The organism is Chondromyces apiculatus DSM 436 (assembly GCF_000601485.1).
Classification (GTDB): domain Bacteria; phylum Myxococcota_A; class Polyangia; order Polyangiales; family Polyangiaceae; genus Chondromyces; species Chondromyces apiculatus.
Genome location: NZ_ASRX01000083.1, coordinates 33,999 through 54,642, shown reverse-complemented (window position 1 = coordinate 54,642; position 20,644 = coordinate 33,999). Strand labels below are relative to the sequence as shown.

Below are 20,644 nucleotides of genomic sequence, written 5' to 3'. Positions count from 1 at the left end.
CGGGGGTCGGGCTGAGCCTTTGAGGTGCGGTGCAGGTTGCGCGTATGCTCGGCACCTCGGAGGCGTTCAGGCATGACACGCACAGGACAGCAGGGTGGCGCGTTGCAGGCGGGGCTCGGGTTCGGGGTCGCAGCGGCGCTCTTGGCAGGGCAAGCGGCGGCGGTGGAGACGGAGATCAGTCCGGGAGATGACCTGAATGCTTCCATCGCGGCGCTCACGCCGGGGGACGTGCTGGTGCTGCAGGGAGGGACGTACTCGCTGACGTCGAAGCTCACCATCGGGGTGAGCGGGACGGCGGAGGCGCCGATCGTGATCCGGGCGAAGGAGGGAGAGGTGCCGGTGATCACCCGGCCCGACGCGGCGCAGAACACGGTGAACCTCGTGCAGAACGAGTACGTGGTGCTGCGGGGGCTGGAGGTGACGGGGGGGTCGCACGGGATCCGGATGGACCACACCCGGTTCATCACCATCGAGGCGTGCAACATCCACGACACGGCGGACGTGGCGCTGAGCGCGAACTACCCCGGGTCGGGCTACGAGGGGTTGATCATCCGGAGGAACAACATCCACCACACCAACGGGACGGGGGAGGGGATGTACCTCGGGTGCAACAACAACGAATGCCAGGTGTTCAACAGCGTGATCGAGGGGAACTGGGTGCACGACACGAACCAGGCCTCGGTGGCGCAAGGGGACGGGATCGAGCTGAAGGAGGGGAGCTACGGGAACGTGATCCGGGACAACGTCATCCATGACACGAACTACCCGTGCATCCTCACGTACAGCGCGGTGGGGAACGGGGGGGTGAACATCATCGAGCGGAACGTGATGTGGGGGTGCGGGGACCACGGGATCCAGGTGGCGGCAGACGCGATCGTGCAGAACAACATCGTGCTCGACGCGGCGCAGGACGGGATCCGGAGCCAGCCGCACCAGAGCGGGAGCCCGTCGAACCTGACCATCGTCCACAACACGGTGCTGAAGGCAGGGGGTGATGCGCTGCGGATGATGGGGGCGACGGGGACGGTGGTCATCGCGAACAACGCGCTGTACGCGCAGGCGGGGAACGCGCTGAACCTCGGCGGCGATCTGGCGCAAGTCACGGTGCGCGGGAACGTGGGGGTGGGGAGCGTCGCGGGGGTGAGCGACGGGTTCTCGGCGACGGGGGAGATCGGGGCGGACTTCGTGGGGGCGAGCTACACGGGAGCGCCTCCGAACGATGTGTTCCCCAAGGTGGGGTCGGCGCTCGTGGGTGTGGCGGACACGGGCTACGTGGTGGGCAACGACTTCAACGGCGTGTCGCGGGAAGGGACAGCCGATGTGGGGGCGTACCGGTTCGAGGAGGGGGGGAACCCGGGGTGGACGATCGTGGCGGGCTTCAAGGAGCTGGAAGAAGGCGCGGGGGGTGCGGGAGGCAGCGGCGCGGGTGGGAACGGGAGCGGGGGAAGCGGTGCCGGCGAGGGGGGAAGCGGTGCGGCCGGGAACGGGGGGAACGGAGATGGAGATGGTGACGGAGCCGGCGAGGACGAGGGGTGCGGGTGCCGGGTGGCTGGCGGCGGGAGGATGGGGTCCGGAGGGGTGATGGGGGCGTGGCTGGCGGTGGGGGCGCTGGGGCTGCTCGCGGGGCGGCGGAGGTGGAGGGCGATGCGTTAGGGGGGGCGAGCGGTGAGGACGGCAGACTTCCGAGCGGGACAGTTTGTGAGGGATTGTCGTGTCGCTCTGACGATGCGCAGGCTACTTAATCTCACATGAACTCAGCGACCCGAGCCCTTCGCGCTGCCAAGGAGATGATGGGTCTCAGTGCCGAGGCATTCGCGTCGTTGGTCGATGTCAACGTGGCCGACATACAGGCATGGGACACTGGAACTCAGGACGCACCCTCAAGCCTCCTTGTGCGCTGCGCACGTGCCCTCGCTCTGACAGTTGATGAATTGCTGGACGGCGAACTCGCCAAAGCAGCAATGCCAGGCCTGTTCCTGCGCGCGACCGCTCACGAGGGGAAGCTCGATGATGTACTCAAATTGTCTGATGATCTGGCGCTATTCGTCGAGACGGCTCGTACGATCGAACGCCTCCAACGCGGATCAAGCGGTGGAAGACCTGCCCTGCCCGAGCCACCCGCGGAGCTCTGGTGCGGTGTGGCCGAGGCGCCGTACAAGGCCGACGAGCTGGGGACCTGGCTCCGAGATCGTCTAGGGATTACGAGCCTGCACATCCCCTCGATGCGAGACATCTTCGAGCGACTCGGCATCACGATTGTCTGGGCGAGACAGGAAGAGATGTCGCCGCTCGTTGACGGCGCGTCCCTGCTCTCTCCGCGACCCACTGCGCTGGTTCACCTGATTGAGGGGCCCTCATGCTGGTGGAGGACGCGCATGACACTCGCTCACGAACTCTGCCACCTCCTCTGCGACTTTACAGACGAGCATCGAAACCTGGCGCTCGTGAGCCCAACCAGCACCGGCGACGCGGAGGCACCTCTGGGAACGCGGGCCGCGGGGGGACGTCCCTGGGAGCTGTTCAAGAGCTTCCCTTGGCTGGAACAGCGCGCGAGCGCGTTTGCGTCTCACTTCCTAGTGCCTGATGACGCACTTCGTGTGGTGCTCTCGGGGCAAGATCCAGTAAGTGAGATCGCTGTCACGGCGGTATGCAGTGCGTTCGGCGTAGGGCGCATCACCGCTGTTTCTCGCATCAAGCACGTGTTCGGGCTGGGCGAAGACCTTCGACGCCAGATGCTGCGACGGCCGCATGTGGAAAGGCACCCGGCGGAACATCCCGATCTACCGCCAACACGGTGCGGAGTCCGCGAAGGGGTGCTTCTCGACGAGGTTGCAGGAGCCCTCTCAGAGGGACGCATCGATCGGGTCGAAGCACATCGTTTGCTTGATCTGGCTCTCACTGAGTGGCTCCCGGAACACCCGTGGCTGTCCGATGAGAAGCGCAAACCGTTGCGTTCTGTAGAGGAAGACGTGCGCGCTATCGTCGGCGTACGGCTCGCGCGCGCCCTGCGCGTCGGCCATCATCCAGCCAATGTAACCCGCAGTGATGCTGGATGGAGGGTGAGCATCGTCGACAGGTCCGGTGAGCCTGTCGGCGAGCAGCAGCTCTCGTTCAATCTCGAGGCCGAGCGCGCCAACCCATCGGCATGAAGTCGGATCCGAGGGGATTCATTCAGGAGTGGCACCGACTCCAGCGGGATAGTGGTTCTTGTGTGGCTGCCTGTCGGGCGATCGTCGACGCTCGCTCGGGCGGCGAAGGTGAAGAGACATCTGGATATCCAGCGCTTGAGGGAGAGTTCCTCGATCCGTCGCTCGCCGAGAACGTAGATTTGCTCGTTGCCCGCGTACGGCGTCACTCCTCTGCGATCGTCACGGTGGATGCATCAAGTTGGATGGTGCTCGCCCGGCTGAGGAAGATGCGATCACCGTACGGTGATCTTGATCGAGGACTTCATGCCATCGTGATCGTCGCCGTTGATGGGGTGGGGAAGATGCTGGTGGCGATCGATCCGTACTTTCCGCGTGAATTTCAGCCCGTGAACGTGTCGCGCGACGATTTCGTGGCCGTGTGGAGTGGAGAGGTGGAGTTCGTGGAACTCTGACCGGGCTGTGCTGTGCTGTTGGTATCTCCATGGCCGTATGTCCAGTGCCGTCCGGAGGGCCAGAAGTTGATGATAACGATGCTGCGGGCCCCGGCATACGAACCAGGCCGTGGGGTCAGCAGGCTGGCGCGCCCCCAAGCCGGGTGGAGGGGGTCTATCGTTGAACCCTCGTGGGGGGTGGCTAGAGTGCGGCCATGGCTGGTGCACTCAGGAACGTGTTCGTCGTCGATGCGGTGAGGACTCCGATCGGTCGGTACGCGGGAGGGCTCGCGTCGGTACGGCCGGATGACCTGGCAGCGCTGGTGATCCAGGCGCTGGTGCAACGGCAACCAGGGGTGGCGCCGCGGCTGGACCAGGTGGTGTTCGGCGCGACGAACCAGGCCGGTGAGGACAACCGGAACGTGGCGCGCATGGCGGCCTTGATCGCGGGGCTGCCGTACGAGGTGCCAGGGGTGACGGTGAACCGGCTGTGCGGGTCGGGCCTGGAGGCCGTGGCAGATGCGGCGCGGATGATCGCGGTGGGGGAGGCGGAGTGCGCGATCGCGGGCGGGGTGGAGAGCATGACGCGGGCGCCGTTCTCCATGCCGAAGGCGGCGGAGAAGTTCGATAGGACGCCGCCGCCGGTCTACGACACCACGCTCGGGTGGCGGTATCCGAACCCGAAGATGAGCGCGCGGTTCGATCTGCAGTCGATGGGAGAGACGGCGGAGAACGTCGCGAAGAAGTACGGGATCGGGCGGGAGGACCAGGACCGGTTCGCGCTGACGTCGCACGAGCGGGCCACGGCGGCGTGGGAGGCGGGGGAGTTCGCGGGCGAGGTGGTGAAGGTGGAGGTGCCGCAGCGGAAAGGGGCCGCCGTGGTGGTGGAGCGGGACGAGTCGGTGCGCGCGGATGCGTCGCTGGAGGCGCTCGCGAAGCTGAAGCCGGTGTTCCGGGAGGGGGGGACGGTGACGGCGGGGAACTCGTCGCCGATCAACGATGGGGCGTCGGGGCTGCTGCTGGTCTCGGAGGAGGTGGTGAAGGCGACGGGGGTGAAGCCGCTGGCGCGGGTCGTGGGGACGGCGACGGCGGGGGTGGAGCCGAACCTGATGGGAGAGGGGCCGATCCCGGCGGTGAGGAAGCTGCTGCAGCGGTCGGGGTTGCGGGCGCCGAACGTGGACCTGGTGGAGCTGAACGAGGCGTTCGCGGCGCAGGCGCTGGCGTGCGTGAGGGCGCTGGAGCTGGACCCGGCGAAGGTGAACGTTCGGGGCGGCGGGATCGCACTGGGACATCCGATCGGGTCCTCAGGGGCGCGCATCGCCTGCACGCTGGTGCACGCGATGCGTGATCGCGGGGCGCGGCTGGGGATGGCGGCGCTGTGCATCGGGGTGGGGCAGGGGATCGCGACGCTGTTCGAGAAGGCGTGAGGCGCGCTGCGTCGGGGCAGGAGATGGGCTAAGAGGCGGACACATTTTCCACCGAGGAGAAGCTCATGCAATTTCCGCCCATCAGTGTGCCCGGCAATGGTCAGCTCCACGCGCGGCTCACGACGTCGCTCGGCGAGATCGTGGTGAGACTCGAAGAGCAGCGCGCGCCGGAGACGGTGAAGAACTTCGTGGGACTGGCGACGGGGGCGATCTCCTGGAAGGACCCGCAGACGGGCCAGGCGACGCAGGGGACGCCCCTCTACGACGGGGTGCGGTTCCACCGGGTGATCCCCGGGTTCATGATCCAGTGCGGTGACCCGAACTCACGGCACACGGAGCTCGCGGGGAGCTGGGGGCGGGGGAACCCGGGGTACAAGTTCCAGGACGAGTTCCACCCGGAGCTGCGCCACTCGGGGCCGGGGGTGATGTCGATGGCGAACTCGGGGCCGGCCTCGAACGGGGCGCAGTGGTTCATCACCGAGAAGGCGACGCCGCACCTCGACAACAAGCACTCGGTGTTTGGTCACGTGGTGAGCGGGCAGGACGTGGTGAACAAGATCGCGAACACGCCGCGCGGGGCAGGAGACCGGCCGAACACGGACGTGGTGTTGCAGAAGGTGGAGATCTTCCGCCAGTAACGGCTGCGCGCGTTGGGCAGGGGCTTCGCGGCCCCTGCGCTTCAACGTGTCGGGCGAGGCGGGGTCAAGGCGGCGGTCACCCGTCGAAGCAGGGGCCGCTCTGGCGAACCTCGACCGTGGACCACTCGGCGGCAGGACACTGGCTGGCGAGCGCGAGGGCTTCCTCGCGGGTCTCGACGGCGACGAGGAAGAAGCCCCCCACGATCTCCTTGGACTCGGTGAAGGGGCCGTCGCTGAGGCTGCGCTTGCCGTCACGGACGGTGACGCGGACGCCCTCGGCGTCGGAGCGGAGCGAGTCGGCGGCGAGGAGGATGCCGCGCGCCTGGAGGTCGTCGCCGAAGCGGCGCATGCGCTCCATGCGCTCGGCGGCGATGCTGCGAGCCTGCTCCGTCAGCGGATTCGTCGTGCGCGGTCCCGTCTCCATCACCATCAGCATGAACGACATCGTGGCCTCCTCTGGAGCGGGACCATAGGCCAGGGCATCGGCGAATGCAGCAGGAGTGCCTGCTGGTGTCAGGGCGGTCACTGCGGGCTCGGCCCGGAGCTGCGGAACGAGGGCGCGGGTGCGCGTGGGCGCGCGGCGCGGGAGGAGGTCGAGGACAGGGAGACGGTCAGGAAGCGTCGCTAGGCGGGGTGGGGCTCTTGTCATCGTCGGCCCCGAGAGCAGCGACGATGGTGGGGAGCTCCTTGGCGAGGTCGTGGCTGACCTTCTCGGCGATGCGGGCGCGCTCGGAGGTGAGCGCGGCGAGGAGGGCGGCGCGGGCAGCGGCGTCGAGGTCGCGGGCGTTCCAGGCGCGGTCGAGGGCCTCGTCGACGTCGTGCAGGTGGCCGAGGTGCTTCTGGAGGCGGGCAGAGGAGCTGGCGATCTGCTTGCCGCCATCGCCGAGGATGGGGGTGAAGGCCTCGGCGGTGTAGCGAAGGCGTTTGAAGCGAATGCGCAGCTCGTGCATGGCGACGGCGTCGGCGGTGTAGGCGCTGGAGAGGGCCTGGACGCGGGCCAGGGCGTCGAGGGTGGCCTTGCGGGCGAGCGCAGAGGCGGTGCGGCGCTTGCGCTTCGGTCGGTCGAGGCGGCGTTCGAGGCGGGAGAGGTGGGTGTCGAGGGGGAGGTGCTTGGCTCTGGCCTTCTTCCTGGTCTTCTTTTTCTTTCCGGGGGTGTTGCCCTGGAGGAGGTCGATGACCTCGGCGCGGTGGGTGCGCTCGAAGTTGGCGCGGAGGGCGACCCAGCGGTCGAGCTCGCGGCGGGCTTCGGCGGGGAGGTCGAGGTCGGCGAGGGTCTCGCGGAGCGCCTCTTCGTCGCGCAGGGCGCTGGTGGCGTGGGCGTCGCGGCGGAGGGCGTCCTCCACGGGGCGGAGGCGCTTCCTGCCGAAGATGGTGCGGGCAGGGTGGAGGAGGGTGCGGAGGCGGCGGATGGCAACGCGGAGGTCGTGCACGGCCTCGGTGTCGAGCGCGGGCGCGGAGGATGCGGGGGGATCCGTGGGGTGGGCGGCGCCAGGTCGGGCCGGAGGGTCGTGCGCGCCAGGAGCGTCAGGCAGAGCGTCGGACGAAGCGTCGGACGAAGCGTCGGACGAAGCGTCGGACGAAGCGTTGGGCGCACCGGAGGTGCTGGAGGACCCGGAGGTGGTCGCAGCGGCGCCGGATGCGATGACGCGGGCGGAGGCGGCGCGGATGGTCTCGAGCAGGGGGCGGATGGCGGCGGCGAGGAAGGTGGCCGCGCGCTGGTCGCCAGGAGGGGCAGCGTCGGAGCTGGCCAGGGATGGAGCGGCTACAGGAGGGGCGGGCGGGCTGTCTTGCTCGGTGTTCATAGGCGGGTGAGGGATACCGTAACGAAGGGACGTCGGCCGGTCTTGGCGTCAATGGCGCGGCGGGCGGCGAGGCGGGCCAGCTCGATGAGGTCAGTGTCGCGGCGCCTGCGGGGGTCGGCGTCGGTGATGGCCTGGGCGACGGCGCGGGCTGCAGCCCTGAGGGCGCCGCTCTGGGAGGGGTCGACGACGCCCTGAGCGACCACCTGGGGGTCGGCGGCGAGGGCGCCGTGGGCGTCGATGACGAGGGAGACGAAGGCGACGCCGCTGCGGCCGATCTGGGCGCGCTCGCGGAGGACTTCCTCGGTGAGTTCTTCGCCGGCGGCGGTGGCGACCCGTCCGACGGGGACCTTGCCGCTGCGCTCGAGGGGTGTGCGGGGGGAAAGCTCGATGACGTGGCCGTTCTCGGCGACGGCCACGTCGGCGACGCCGCTCTCGCGGGCGAGGGCTGCGTGGCGCACGAGGTGGTGGAGGGTGCCGTGGATGGGGATGAAGGCGTGGGGCTCGGTGAGGTCGATCATGCGCTGCTGCTCGGCGCGGTGGGCGTGGCCGCTGGCGTGGATACGCTTGTCGGTGATCCAGGTGATGAGGTCGACGCCGAGGCGGAGGAGGCCGGCGATCATGTCCATCACAGGGCGGTCGTTCCCGGGGATGACACGGCTCGAAAGGATGACGCGGTCGCCCTCGTCGAGGCGGAGCATGGGGTGGGTTCCGGTGGCGAGGCGGGCAAGGCCAGAGCCGCGCTCGGCCTGGGTGCCGCCCGCGACGACGAGGATGCGCTCGCGGGGCATGGCGGCGGCCATCTCGGGGGGGATGAGCAGGTTCGAGGGCCAGGAGATGCGACCGACGGCCTGGGCGGCGCGGACGTGGGCGGCGACGCTGCGGCCGAGGAGGCAGATGCGGCGGCCGGTGCGCATGGCGGCTTCGCCCATGGCGAGGAGGCGGTGGACATTGGAGGCGAAGACGCCGATGACGACGCGGGCGCGGGCTGACTCGATGAGCTCCTGGAGGGCGGCGCCGACGTCCTGTTCGCTGCCGGCGCTGCCGGGAGAGTCGACGTTGGTGCTGTCGGAGAGGAGGAGGCGGACGCCTTCGTCGCCGAGTTCGCGGAGGCGGGCCTCGTCGGTGAGTTCGCCGTCGATGGGGCTCGGGTCGAGCTTGAAGTCGCCGGTGTGGACGATGAGGCCGGCGCGGGTGCGGATGGCGAGGGCCGTGGCGTCGACGATGGAGTGGGCGACGCGGATGGGCTCGACGCCGAAGCGTCCGACGGCGATCTCGCGCCCGAGCTGGGTGGGGATGAGCTCGACATCGTCGGCGGCGAAGCCGTGCTCTTCGAGGCGGTGACGCACGAGCTCGAGGGCGTGCGGAGGTCCCCAGACAGGGACATCGACGTGGCGGAGGAGGTAGGGGAGGCCGCCGATGTGGTCTTCGTGGCCGTGGGTGATGACGATGCCGCGGAGGTTGTCCTTGCGTCCGAGGACGTGGTCGAAGCGGGGGTGGTAGATGTCGATGCCGAGGTCGGAGCTCGGGAAGGTGACGCCACAGTCGACGAGGAGCAGCTCGTCGCCCTGCTCCAGGGCGAGGCAGTTCATGCCGACTTCGCCGAGTCCGCCGAGGGGGACGATGCGCAGGGTGGACGGGTCCGTGGCGTCCTGAGGGGGGGTGGGGGGCGGCTCGGAGTGCACGGTCGGGTTGCGGGGTGCCATGGCCCGGGCACAATGCTCGTACCAGGGGGGTGGTTCGCGGCAGTGTACCCGTACGACGGCCCCGGGGGCACGTTCCCATGATCCTCTCTCTGCTTCTCAACCTGTTCCGCTTGCTGTTCCTGCCCTTTCACGCGCTACGGTGGTGGCGCGCCGCACCGCGGGGTGGGTACGTGGTCCTGGAGATCGACGGAGGGGTGGTGGACCTGCCGCCTCCGCGGCGTCCGTGGTCGCTCGTGCGGATGCTGAGGCCATCGTCGACCCCGCCGCCGCTCTCCGTGGAGCGGGTGCGGGAGGTCGCGCGGGAGATTCAGAAGGACGGCCGCGTGGCCGGGGTGCTCCTGCAGATCGGTGGTGTGCACGGGGGCGCGGCGGCGCTCGCGTCGTTGCGCGAGGTGCTGCTCGGGCTGCGCGCGTCCGGGAAGGACGTGGTGGCGTACCTGCCGATGGGCGCCGACAACCAGGCGCTGATGCTGGCGTCGACGGCGCGGATGGTGGTGCTCGGGCCGGGGACGCAGGTGGCGGCGCTGGGGTACGCGGCGGAGGGGGTGTACCTGCGGCGCGCGTTCGAGCAGGTGGGGGTGGAGCCGGAGGTGCTGGCGCGCGGGGAGTACAAGAGTGCTGGCGAGATGCTGGTGCGCGACGGCATGAGCGACGCGCAGCGCGAGCAGTCGGGGGCGCTGCTGGACGCGCGGTACAGCGATCTGGTGGGCGCGGTGGCCGAGGGGCGGAAGGTGGATCGGGCGACGGCGGCGCGGTGGATCGATGACGGGCCGCACGGCGCAGCGAGGGCACTGGAGTTCGGGATCGTGGACGCGGTGGCGTACGAGGACGAGCTGGACGGGGTGATCGGGTCGCCGCCGCGGGTGCCATGGGGGCGCTACGCGCAGGCGCGGCGGGCGCTGAGGTTCAGGCCGATGCTGCCGCGGCCGATCCTGGGGGTGATCGAGGTGCACGGGGCGATCGTGCACAAGGCGCCGCTGACGTCGGGGCTCACGGCGGCGCTCTCGCGGGTGATGCCAGGGCTGGTGCCGGGGATGGTGCCGGGCGTGTCGATACCGCTGGCGAGCGAGGAGCGGCTGGTGGCGAGCCTGCGGGCGGCGCGGCAGAACGCGCGGATCCGGGGGGTGGTGCTGCACATCGACTCGCCCGGGGGGAGCGCGCTGGCGTCGGACAGGATCCACCACGAGGTGCTGCGGCTCGCGGAGGTGAAGCCCGTCGTGGCGTACATGTCGAACGTGGCGGCGAGCGGGGGGTACTACATCGCGGCGGGAGCGCAGGCGATCGTGGCGCAGCCGCAGTCGATCACGGGGTCGATCGGCGTCGTGTCGGCGCGGATCGCGGTGGGACCGCTGCTGGAGCGGCTCGGGGTGTCGATCGACGTGCTCAAGCGAGGGGCGCGGTCGGACATGCTCACGGCGACGCGGAAGCTCGACGCGGAGGAGCGCGCGGTGATGGAGCGGGAGCTCGACGCGATCTACCAGACGTTCCTGGAGGTGGTGGCGCGCGGGAGAGGGAGGCCGGTGGCGGAGATTGAGCCGCTCGCGGGAGGGCGCGTGTACAGCGGGACGGAGGCGCACGCGCGGGGGCTCATCGACAAGCTTGGCGGGTTCGAGGTGGCGCTGGAGGAGCTGCGGACGCGCATCGGACCGCCGGCGGCTGGGCTGGAGCCCGCGATCGTGAGGGTGTCGCGGTACGTGCCGCCGCCGCCGCAGTTGCCGACGCCAGTCCCGGCCGTGATGGAGCTGCTGGGGTTGCGAGGCGGCGAGAAGGCGGCGGAACTCGTGGCGCTGGTGCTGCACGCGGGGAAAGAGCGGGCGATGACCTGGTTCCCGGGGGCCGAAGGCTGACGCGGTTTCCCGGTCGATGCCCAGGGGAGGGTGACCTGGGGAGGAGCTGGATCGAGGGTGGATCGAGGGCGTGAAGACGGCTCTCGATCCGGGCTTGACAGCGGCGAAAGACGGTTCGCGGCACGTCCAACCTCCTCGAAAAAGGAGGACCTGTGTGCAACCTGGTCAGAGCCTGGGGAGGCGCAGCCGTTCAGCGCGTAGTTACCATGGAAAGGGTGCACGAATCGGGGGGTCACCCCCGCCTATGGCCGTCGTGATTGACAAGGCCACCAGGGATTGTGTCTTATGCGCGTCTGGTTGCGCTGAGCAGCCAGGTCACGGACAGAGAAACTGGCGCCTACGGTCCGGTCGCAGTACTACTCACACTATCAGTACGTGCTGCGGAGACGTGGGCGCCTTTCTTTTGTCTAAAGGCTACCGCCTGGTGTGGTGGCTTTCATGGAGGCATGGATGGGCCAGTCGGAGTTGATGGGGGACGCGGGCAGGTTCGAAGAGCTGAATGGTAAGGCAGCCCGCTCATCGAGGTCGACACTGGGAGGCGTTTCAGGGGGGGGCCCTGTGACATCCTCGAGCACCCGGAACGGGGCCGGACGGCGTCCGGCGTCCGGACGCTCCACGGCGCAAGCGAAGATGAACGAGAAGGTCAGCGCGAAGGCGAACGACAAGGCCAGCGCGAGGGCGAGCGAGAAAGCAAGCGAGAGAGCGAAGAAGAAGGGGGCGAGCAGGGCGCGGGGGCTGGGGTTCGAGCGGCGGTACACCGTGAAGGGTGTGGACCCGCTCGATCAGGTGACCTGGGAGCGGCGCTCGAGCGTGATCACGAACCCTGACGGGTCGGTGGTCTTCAAGATGGAAGGCGCCGAGATCCCCTCGGACTGGTCGCAGCTCGCGACGGACATCGTCGTCAGCAAGTATTTCCGCAAGGCGGGCCTGCACGGGAACAAGGACGTCGGGGAGACGAGCGTGCGGCAGGTGGTTCACCGGCTGGCGCGCACCATCCGCGAGGCGGGTGAAAACTTCGGCGGCTACTTCGCGAGCGCGAAGGAGGCCGACACGTTCGAGGCCGAGCTGTCGTACCTGCTCGTGCACCAGTACGGCGCCTTCAACTCGCCGGTGTGGTTCAACTGCGGGCTGTTCCAGCAGTACGGCATCACCGGGAGCGGCGGGAACTACGCCTGGAACGAGGGAACGAAGACGGGGGCGCCGGACGAGATCGTCGAGACGCAAAACGCTTACGAGCGGCCGCAGTGCTCGGCCTGCTTCATCCAGGCGGTGCAGGACGACCTGATGAGCATTTACGAGCTGGTGAAGAGCGAAGCGCGCCTCTTCAAATACGGCTCTGGTACAGGGACGAACTTCAGCGCGATCCGCGGCAAGCAAGAGAAGCTGTCGGGGGGCGGGACGAGCTCGGGGCTGATGAGCTTCCTCGAGGTCTTCGACCGGGCGGCGGGCGCGACGAAGAGCGGTGGGACGACGCGGCGGGCGGCGAAGATGGTCTGCCTCGACATGGACCACCCCGAGATCATGGACTTCATCAACTGGAAGGTGCGCGAGGAGAAGAAGGCGCACGCGCTCATCGCGGCCGGGTACTCGTCGGATTTCAACGGCGACGCGTACCACACGATCAGCGGGCAGAACTCGAACAACTCGCTCCGGGTGACCGACGACTTCATGCGGGCGGCGACGACCGGCGGGAACTGGGAGACACGATCGCGCACGACCGGTGAGGTGATCGATACGCTGAACGGGCGCGATCTGTGGCGCACGGTCGCCGAGGCTGCATGGGGCTGCGCGGATCCCGGGTTGCAGTACGACACCACGATCAACAAGTGGCACACGTGCCCGAACACGGGGCGCATCAATGCCTCGAACCCGTGCTCGGAGTACATGTTCCTCGATGATTCGGCCTGCAACCTGTCCAGCCTGAACCTGACCAAGTTCCTGCGCGCGGACGGGAGCTTCGACGTGGAGGGCTACCGGCACGCGGTGCGGGTGTTCTTCGTCGCCCAGGAGATCCTGGTGGATTACTCGTCGTACCCGACGCGACCCATCGCGAAGAACTCGCACGACTACCGCCCGCTGGGGCTCGGGTACGCGAACCTGGGCACGCTGCTGATGCTGCTCGGGCTGCCGTACGACTCGGACGATGGGCGCGCGGTGGCGGCGGCGCTGACCTCGATCATGTGCGGTCATGCGTACAAGGTGTCGGCGGAGATGGCGGCCTCGAAGGCACCCTTCGCGGGGTACGCGCGGAATCGGGAGCCGATGCTGCGGGTGATGGGGATGCACCGGGAGGCGGCGTACGCGATCGATCGGGATCGATGCCCGGAGGCGCTGTGGCGCGCGGCGTGCGCGGACTGGGACAGCGCGGTGCAGCTCGGGCAGGAGCACGGCTACCGGAACGCGCAGGCGACGGTGCTGGCGCCCACGGGGACCATCGGGCTCCTGATGGACTGCGACACGACGGGCGTGGAGCCCGACTTCTCGCTGGTGAAGTTCAAGAAGCTCGCGGGTGGCGGGTACTTCAAGATCGTGAACCAGTCGGTGCCCGAGGCGCTACGCAGGCTGGGGTATCCGGAGGTGGAGGTGCAGGAGATCGTCGCGTACGTCTCCGGGACCAACACCTTGCTCGCCGCGCCGCACGTGAACCGCGCCTCGCTCAAGCAGCGGGGGCTGACCGTGGAGGATCTGGCGAAGGTCGAGGCGGCGATCCCGGGGGTGTTCGATCTCGATCTCGCGTTCGGACCGTGGATCCTCGGCGAGGAGGCCTACGATCGGCTGGGGGTGAGCCGCGAGCAGCGGGCACGCTTTGGCTTCTCGCTGCTCGAGCACCTGGGCTTCACGAGGGCGCAGGTGGAAGAGGCCAACGAGGCGATCATCGGCCGGATGACGGTGGAGGGAGCGCCGCACCTGCAGGAGGCGCACTACGCGGTGTTCGACTGCGCGAACCGCTGCGGCAAGAAGGGGAAGCGCTTCCTCGCGCCAATGTCGCACGTGAAGATGATGGCGGCGGTGCAGCCGTTCCTGTCGGGCGCGATCTCGAAGACGGTGAACCTGCCGAACGACGCGACCGTGGAGGACGTGCAGCGCATCTACGAAGAGGGCTGGAAGCTCGGCCTGAAGGCGGTGGCGCTGTACCGCGACGGGTGCAAGGCGTCTCAGCCGCTGTCGTCGACGAGCGACAGCAAGAAGGCAGACAAGGCGGAGAAGGTCGAAGTGGCCACGCCCATGCCGATGCCGACGGCAGTGGTGATGTCGCCGCGCTCTGCGCGAGAGGCGGACCGGACGCGGCTGCGCCTGCCGAAGAAGCGCCACGGCTTCACCCAGGAGGCGCGCGTCGGCGGGCACAAGATCTACATCCGCACCGGTGAATACGTGGACGGGTCGCTCGGAGAGATCTTCATCGACCTGCACAAGGAGGGGGCTGCCTTCCGGTCGCTGATGAACTGCTTCGCGATGGCGGTGTCGATCGGCCTCCAGTACGGGGTGCCGCTGGAGACGTTCGTCGAGCAGTACACGTTCACCCGCTTCGAGCCGCAGGGCATCGTGGAGGGACACGAGAACATCCGGCTCGCGACCTCCATCGTGGACTACATCTTCCGCGCGCTCGGGGTGGAGTACCTGGCCCGCTACGATCTGGCGCAGGTGCAGCCCCAGTCGAACGCCATCCAGGACCCCACCGAGTCGCGGGCCCAGGAGAGCCAGACGTCCACCTACACGGCGGAGGCGGCGCTGCCGCCGGTGGAGCGGAGCGCGAGCGCGCTGGACGCGCAGCTCGAGGACATGATGGGCGACGCTCCAGTCTGCGACGGCTGCGGGCACATCACTGTCCGGAACGGCGCCTGCTACAAGTGCCTGAACTGCGGCAACAGCATGGGCTGCAGCTAGAGCTGCGTGTCCTGTGAGGCAGGGGCTTCGGCCCCTGCGCTCGGTGGGCCTTCGGGCGAGGGGCTACGGAGTAGTCGCGGGGCCAGAAGCCGGGTTACAGTCGGCGTATGTTCCCGCGCATCCAGCCTGTGTTGCTTGTCGTCAGTGGCGTTCTTCTCCTCGGTGGCTGCAAGAAAGACGAGCCAGAGCCGCAAACGATCCCGGTAGGCTCGGCGGCGGCGTCGAACACCCCGGTGGCCTCGGATCCGCCTCCTGCTGTCTCGGCGGCTCCGGCCGTCACGGCGGACCCTGCTGCTGCCGCGACACCGGCTCCCGCGGCGACGGAGGCGCCTGCCACGACACCGAGAGTAGGTGGCGCTTCGATCCAGAGCTGCTGCGCGGCGCTCAGCGGGATCGCGTCATCAGGGCGCTCGGCAGACTCGAAGGCCAAGGCGCTCACCGCATCCCGGCTCTGCAGCGGTCTGGACGCGCGCGTGAAGAAGGGCGAGGTCACGCGGGCATCGGCCATGGCCACGATCAAGGGCACGCTCGGCAGCGTCGCCGCACCGGCAGAGTGCAAGTAAGGCAACTACGTGAAGTGATCGAACCCGCGGCCCGTGACGGCGGTGGCGCGCCCGTCGGCGCTGGCGAGCAGGATCTCCGGCGTGCCCGGCGTGCCCGCCATGCACCGGCCGATGCGTGTGAAGCCAGGTAGAGCGCCCACGGAAGGACCTGCCACGAGCAGGGCATAGTCCTCGCCACCGTGGAGGGCGAGGTCGAGCGGGTCGGCGCCGACGAGCGTGGCGGCTTCACGGAGCGAGTCCGTGAGGAGCGCTGCGGCGTCCAGCTCGGCGCGGATGCCGCTCGCGCGGATCAGGTGGCCAAGGTCGGACGCGAGGCCGTCGGAGATGTCGATGCCTGCATGGGCGCCCTCTCGTGCGCTCAGGCCCGCCTCGATGCGCGCCAGGGGCCGACGGAATGCGGCGAGGGCCTCGGCGTGGACGGGTCCACCCTGCTGTGCGAGGCGCAGGCCTGCCGCAGCGAGCCCCACAGGGCCTGCCAGGGCAAGCTCGTCGCCTGGTCGTGCCCCGTCACGCCGCAAGGGCCGCGGGGTGGCTCCCAGCGCCGTCGTGGTGATCGAAAGCTCTCGCCCGCGGGCCAGGTTGCCCCCGATCAGGGGGGCGCCGATGGTGTCGCAGGCCGCCCGCTGTCCCCGCACCAGCGCTTCGAGGTCCGCATCGCTCAGGCCTCGAGGCAAGATCAGCGACGCGAGCAGGCCGAGGGGCCGCGCGCCCATGGCAGCGAGGTCGCTCGCGGCGGCCATGGTCGCGCGGTAGCCGGCGTCCTCGAAACTCATCAGATCGTGCCGGAAGTGCACCCCATCCACGGCACAGTCCACGGTCCAGACGAGCGGCTCGTCCACGGGCGCGAGCGCTGCGGCGTCGTCGCCGATGCCGAGGAGCACCTGCGCCGCGAGGGGGCTGCCCTCGGTGAGCAGCCGCCGGATGACGTCGATGCGCGCGAATTCCGAGCTGGTCCGCGGTGCGCTCGTGTCCCGCTCGGGCGGGCCGTCGCTCATTGCAGGACGCGCGTGGTGGGGATCTGGATGCTGCTCGCCGGGGCCACGCCGCTGCCAGCGGTCGGCAGCACGACCACGAAGACCGCGCCGCGCGGGTGGTTCTCCTCGATCCGGATCGAGCCGCGGTGAGCCTCGATGAGGCGCTTGACGATGGACAGGCCGAGACCCGTGCCGCCGTGCTCTCGCGTGGAGCTCTGGTCGATCTGGTAGAACGGATCGAAGACCTTCGCGCGCTGGCTCTCGGGGATGCCGATGCCGGTGTCCGCCACCCGGACCTCGATCTCGCTCCGCAGCGGCGCGACCAGGATGAGGCCCGGCATGTCGTCGGGGTCCTCGACGATGCCGCGGGCGTTCAGGGTCACGTGGCCGCCGGGCTCGGTGAACTTCACGGCGTTCTCGAGCAGGTTAATGAACACCTGCCGCAGCCGGTCACCGTCGCCGAGGAGGAGCGGCAGGTCTGGCTCGCAGGACACCCGCAGCTCGACGCTCTTCTTCGTGGCGGTGGGCATGATCGTCGAGACCGCCTCGAGGAGCACCTCCTGGATGGTCACGTCGCTCCGCCGCAGCGCCAGCGTGCCGCTCTCGAGCTTCGACAGGTCCAGCAGGCTCATGATGAGACCGAGGAGCTGATCGCTCTTCGTGCGGATGGTCTGCACGAACTCGCGCTGCTCGCCGTTGAGCGGACCGCCGATGCCCTCGGCCAGCATCTCGCTGTAGCCCATGATGGATGTGAGCGGCGTACGCAGCTCGTGAGACACCGTGGCGAGGAAGCTCGACTTCAGGCGGTCGAGCTCCTGGAGCCGCTCGTAGGCTGCCCTGAGCTCCGCGTTCTTCTCCGACAGCTCGCGGTAGCTCTCTCGGATGGAGGCCACGTGCATGGTCGAGGTGAGCAGCGCCCGGTGACCGCTGAACAGGATGGAGTCGAGCACCGCGCGCAGGTGCTCCGTCGCGTGATCGAGCTGCCTCTCCGTCATCCGCCGCATGCCCAGGATCTCTGCCGGACCCTGGAACTCGGGCACCTTGCCGCCGGGGCGGGGCACCGCGGAGGGCTCGCTCGCGTCCTCCGGGATGTAGGGGCCGATCAGGATCCGGCCGATGACCCGGCGGTCGTACTCGATGGGCTGCACGCGGTACTGCGCGTCATCGGACTCGCCGGCGGCGGCGCCTTGAGGTGCCCCTGGCGTCGAGGTCGCGAGCACCATCCCATCCGCAGCGAGGATGCGGATCTGCACCCCGAAGACCTTGTAGAACGAGACGACCAGCTCCCCGAGCGCCTCCTGGTCCACGAGGTCCGCGAGCGCCAGAGGTCCGATGCCGATCCACCCCACGTCCGGCGCGGCAGCGGGTGGCGGCAGCGTGATCGGGGCCTCGCCGCTGTCCGGCGCCTTCGTCCTGCCTGCGCGCGGTGTATCGACGGCCTCCGTGGGCTCTTCCTCCGCCCTCACGTCAGCCCGACCTTCGCTGTCGCGCCTCATGGCACAATCCGCGCGCTCCGATCGAAGTTGCCGCCCATGCGCTTCGCCAGGAGATCGGCCACCGGGAGGGTCGCCCCGAGCTGCCTCGCCGCGCTCGCCAGGAGGTCGTCGCCCGAGATCGACATCCGCTTCGAGAGCTGGTGGGTGTTGTCCAGCGTCTCCCAGGTCAGGTGCAGGAGGCCCATGAACGTCTCCACGGTGCCGATGCCGCGGGTCGCGATGGCCTTGTAGACCGGCTCCTTGCCGCGCGCGGCGAGCTTCTCCAGCTCCTCGTCGCTGCGGATCTCCTTCTCGGGCAGGTCGCGCTTGTTGAACTGGATCACGAGCGGCATCTGCGACAGGTGCTTGTCGTGCTCCTTGAGGTTCTCCTTCAGATCGAAGAACGAGTCCGCGTTGCTCTGGGTGGCAGCGATCCGGGAGTCGGCGATGAGCGCCACGCCGTCGGTTTGCTTGAGCACCAGGCGCCGGGTCGCGGCGTGCATCGGCTGACCGGGGACGGTGAACAGCTTGATGCGCAAGGAGACGTCGCCATCCTTGGATCGGAACGTCAGCGGCAGGAGATCGAAGAACAGCGTCCGATCATCCTGCGTGTTGAGGGTCATCAACCTGCCGCGCGCGTCGTTGCCGGCGGCGCTGTGCAGCGATTCGAGGTTGGTCGTCTTGCCGCTGAGTGCAGGGCCGTAATAGACGAGCTTTATCGATACCTCGCGTGCTGCGAAATCGAGCTCCACGTCGGCATCATCTCATGGGGACCGGGGCTGAAGCCAGACAGTACGGGGCTTCGACGCTCATCCCTGCGTCTTGCGCACTGCATTGCGCAGTGCCGAGGGACAGGGGCCTGCGGGAGGGCCGACCCGACAGGCTCCTGATCCAGGCGAAACAGCCCTACCCGTTGTCGCCGAGCAGGCCGGGGACGGCTGGCGTCGGGGCGTTCGGCGGGTCCGCGGAGGCGGGCTTCCACAGCTCGCTCCGGAGGGCCTCGAGCTTCTTCGTGAGTCCGGCCAGCGTTTCGGCCTGCTGGTCACAGGTCACCAGCACGTTCTCGTGGCCCGGCTCCGCCCGCGCCCGCTCATCCCGCGCGGCCCGGAGCACCTCGATGACCTCCCGGTGCAGCTCCTCTCCGGCGGTGACCACCCAGGCATCGAGCCGTGACGCGAACTCCTGGATCATCTCGTCGAGCTTCGGCCCGATCTTCGCCGCGGCCTCCTTGAGCGCCTCCGGCGCCAGCTCCTTCGCCTTCTTGCGCGTCTCGGCCTCCACCTTGTCCCGCATGTAGACGGCGAGGACTGGCGCCGCGAGCGCGAGCAACCCCCCGAGCAGCGCGTTCGTGAACATCACCCCCACCCCGATGGTGAGCAGCGCGAACACCCCCACGTCGTAGCGGAAGGTGTCCACCTCCACGTCGGGCGCCTTGAGGTCCATCCCCAGGGTGTCGCCCAGCCGCCGTGCCACGTCGCGCGCGTCTTCCCGCACCAGGGCGATGGTCTTCTCGGCCAGGGCCTCCAGCGCGTCGGCGATCTCCTTCGTCTCCGCCTGCGCCCACTCGGTCAGCGTCTTCTCCAGGAACGAGCCCAGGTGGACCTTCACCTCGTCGGCCTTCGCCTCGTCGATGATCTGCGGGAGCTGCCGCCCCACGTCGTCCACGAACCGCTCCAGATCGCGCCGCACCCAGGCCCGGATGGCGGCCACCTCCTCGCGGATGCCGCTCCGGCGCTCCTCGATGGTCTTCGACTGCCCCGCCAGATCCTTCTCCAGCAGCTCGATCCGGCGGGTCAGCTCCTCCTGGCTCATCTGCACGGTGCGCCGCCGCGCATCCAGCCCCTTCTGGAGGAGCCGCGCCGCCTCGTGCCCCTCGCCGAGCGCGTTGTCGAGGAGGATGCGGCCCCGCTCCTCGGCGAGGAACGTCGTCAGGTGGTCCAGGAGCTGCGGCATCCCGCTCTCCTCGGGCTGGCCGTCGAGCGCGCGCTCCGCCGACACGGGGAACACCACGGGCACCTTCACGAGCCGCGACAGCTCGCCCCGGATGTACGACAGCGCCTCGGCCTCCTCGTCGCCGTCCCAGATGTCGCGCTTCGTCACCACGAAGACGATCTTGTCGCGCGACTGCCCGAGCAGCTTCTCCTGCAGGAAGACCCGCTCGCTCTCCTTGAGCGGCTGCCCCGCGTCGAGCAGGAACAGCACCGCGTCCGAGCGCGGGATGTAGCTGTAGGTGATGTCCGCGCGCTGCAGCGAGAGGTCGTTCACCCCTGGCGTGTCCACCAGCACGATGCGCTCCCGGAGCAGCTCCGCCGGGTACGACACCTCCAGGTGCTTCACCTCTTCATGGCCCTCGCCCAGCGCCTGCGCCGCCTTCTCCCCGCCCACCGTGAACGACCGCACCTCCTCGAACGGCAGCGTCGCCCGCCTCCCCGAGGCGTACACCACCTCGGCGCGCGGCTCCTCCGCGTACTCCAGGTGGTGGATCACCGCCGTCGTCGGCGTCACCCCCGAGGGCAGCACCCGCTTGCCGAGCAGCGCGTTCACGAACGTGCTCTTGCCGTGGTTGAACTCCCCGACCACCACCAGGTGGAAGCGGTCCGCCTCCAGCTTCTGCACCAGGTCCGACCGGATCCGCCCGGCCAGGCTCCGCGCCCCGATGGCCTCACCGAAGCCCACCAGATCGCGCAGCACCCCGATGACGTCAGCCCTGCGGCTGTGGAAGGATTCGAGCATCTGTCCCCTCGCTCCTG

At 69.1% G+C, this 20,644-nt stretch carries 15 protein-coding genes; 8 read left to right on the top strand and 7 right to left on the bottom strand.

Going from position 1 to position 20,644, the window contains the following annotated elements:
- The first annotated feature begins 72 nt into the window (after window positions 1–72).
- From CAP_RS36660 to CAP_RS36640, 5 genes are all read left to right on the top strand, one after another.
- Window positions 73–1,653, top strand: coding sequence for a right-handed parallel beta-helix repeat-containing protein (locus tag CAP_RS36660; RefSeq protein WP_081865641.1), 1,581 nt, complete (start codon window positions 73–75; stop codon window positions 1,651–1,653).
- 95 nt (window positions 1,654–1,748) lie between these two features.
- Window positions 1,749–3,149 (top strand): helix-turn-helix domain-containing protein, encoded by a 1,401-nt coding sequence (locus tag CAP_RS51395; RefSeq protein ID WP_156041474.1) that lies wholly within the window; start codon window positions 1,749–1,751, stop codon window positions 3,147–3,149.
- Window positions 3,146–3,601: a hypothetical protein gene (locus CAP_RS51390; RefSeq protein ID WP_156041473.1), complete on the top strand. Its 456-nt coding sequence runs from the start codon at window positions 3,146–3,148 to the stop codon at window positions 3,599–3,601. Before CAP_RS51395 ends, CAP_RS51390 begins: the two co-directional genes overlap by 4 nt.
- Before the next feature lie 194 nt (window positions 3,602–3,795).
- A complete protein-coding gene (locus CAP_RS36645) occupies window positions 3,796–5,007 on the top strand; it encodes a thiolase family protein (protein ID WP_044249563.1) in 1,212 nt (403 codons plus the stop codon).
- A 65-nt stretch (window positions 5,008–5,072) separates the two neighbouring features.
- Window positions 5,073–5,645: a peptidylprolyl isomerase gene (locus CAP_RS36640; protein WP_044249561.1), complete on the top strand. Its 573-nt coding sequence runs from the start codon at window positions 5,073–5,075 to the stop codon at window positions 5,643–5,645.
- A gap of 76 nt (window positions 5,646–5,721) precedes the next feature.
- Here the strand turns inward: CAP_RS36640 and CAP_RS36635 are convergent, their stop codons facing one another.
- From CAP_RS36635 to CAP_RS36625, 3 genes are all read right to left on the bottom strand, one after another.
- Window positions 5,722–6,090, bottom strand: coding sequence for a YciI family protein (locus tag CAP_RS36635; RefSeq protein ID WP_044249558.1), 369 nt, complete (start codon window positions 6,088–6,090; stop codon window positions 5,722–5,724).
- Between the two features lie 166 nt (window positions 6,091–6,256).
- The gene (locus CAP_RS36630; RefSeq protein ID WP_052376632.1) at window positions 6,257–7,447 is read right to left on the bottom strand and encodes a CHAD domain-containing protein; all 1,191 of its coding nucleotides are present in this window, start codon (window positions 7,445–7,447) and stop codon (window positions 6,257–6,259) included.
- Window positions 7,444–9,150 carry a ribonuclease J gene (locus tag CAP_RS36625; RefSeq protein WP_081865640.1) on the bottom strand — a complete coding sequence of 569 codons (1,707 nt, stop codon included), beginning with the start codon at window positions 9,148–9,150 and terminating at the stop codon, window positions 7,444–7,446. Before CAP_RS36625 ends, CAP_RS36630 begins: the two co-directional genes overlap by 4 nt.
- Window positions 9,151–9,227: 77 nt before the next feature.
- On the opposite strand from CAP_RS36625, the gene sppA reads away from it, so the two are divergent.
- From sppA to CAP_RS36610, 3 genes are all read left to right on the top strand, one after another.
- Entirely contained in the window at window positions 9,228–10,997 is a 1,770-nt protein-coding gene (gene sppA, locus CAP_RS36620) for a signal peptide peptidase SppA (RefSeq protein WP_044249556.1), read from the top strand.
- Between the two features lie 630 nt (window positions 10,998–11,627).
- Complete coding sequence (locus CAP_RS36615; protein WP_081865639.1) at window positions 11,628–14,882, top strand: vitamin B12-dependent ribonucleotide reductase; 3,255 nt, start codon at window positions 11,628–11,630, stop codon at window positions 14,880–14,882.
- Window positions 14,883–14,989: 107 nt separating this feature from the next.
- A complete protein-coding gene (locus CAP_RS36610) occupies window positions 14,990–15,445 on the top strand; it encodes a hypothetical protein (protein ID WP_044249554.1) in 456 nt (151 codons plus the stop codon).
- 5 nt (window positions 15,446–15,450) lie between these two features.
- Here CAP_RS36610 and thiL read toward each other — a convergent pair whose 3' ends face one another.
- The 4 genes from thiL to CAP_RS36590 all read right to left on the bottom strand — a co-directional run bounded on the left by thiL (window position 15,451) and on the right by CAP_RS36590 (window position 20,627).
- Window positions 15,451–16,440 carry a thiamine-phosphate kinase gene (thiL, locus tag CAP_RS36605; RefSeq protein ID WP_044249551.1) on the bottom strand — a complete coding sequence of 330 codons (990 nt, stop codon included), beginning with the start codon at window positions 16,438–16,440 and terminating at the stop codon, window positions 15,451–15,453.
- Window positions 16,437–17,915: a sensor histidine kinase gene (locus CAP_RS36600; RefSeq protein WP_052376631.1), complete on the bottom strand. Its 1,479-nt coding sequence runs from the start codon at window positions 17,913–17,915 to the stop codon at window positions 16,437–16,439. The genes thiL and CAP_RS36600 overlap by 4 nt, the downstream gene beginning before the upstream one ends.
- Window positions 17,912–18,646: a GTP-binding protein gene (locus CAP_RS36595; RefSeq protein WP_044249549.1), complete on the bottom strand. Its 735-nt coding sequence runs from the start codon at window positions 18,644–18,646 to the stop codon at window positions 17,912–17,914. The genes CAP_RS36600 and CAP_RS36595 overlap by 4 nt, the downstream gene beginning before the upstream one ends.
- Window positions 18,647–18,800: 154 nt before the next feature.
- The gene (locus CAP_RS36590; RefSeq protein WP_081865638.1) at window positions 18,801–20,627 is read right to left on the bottom strand and encodes a dynamin family protein; all 1,827 of its coding nucleotides are present in this window, start codon (window positions 20,625–20,627) and stop codon (window positions 18,801–18,803) included.
- Window positions 20,628–20,644: the final 17 nt, after the last annotated feature.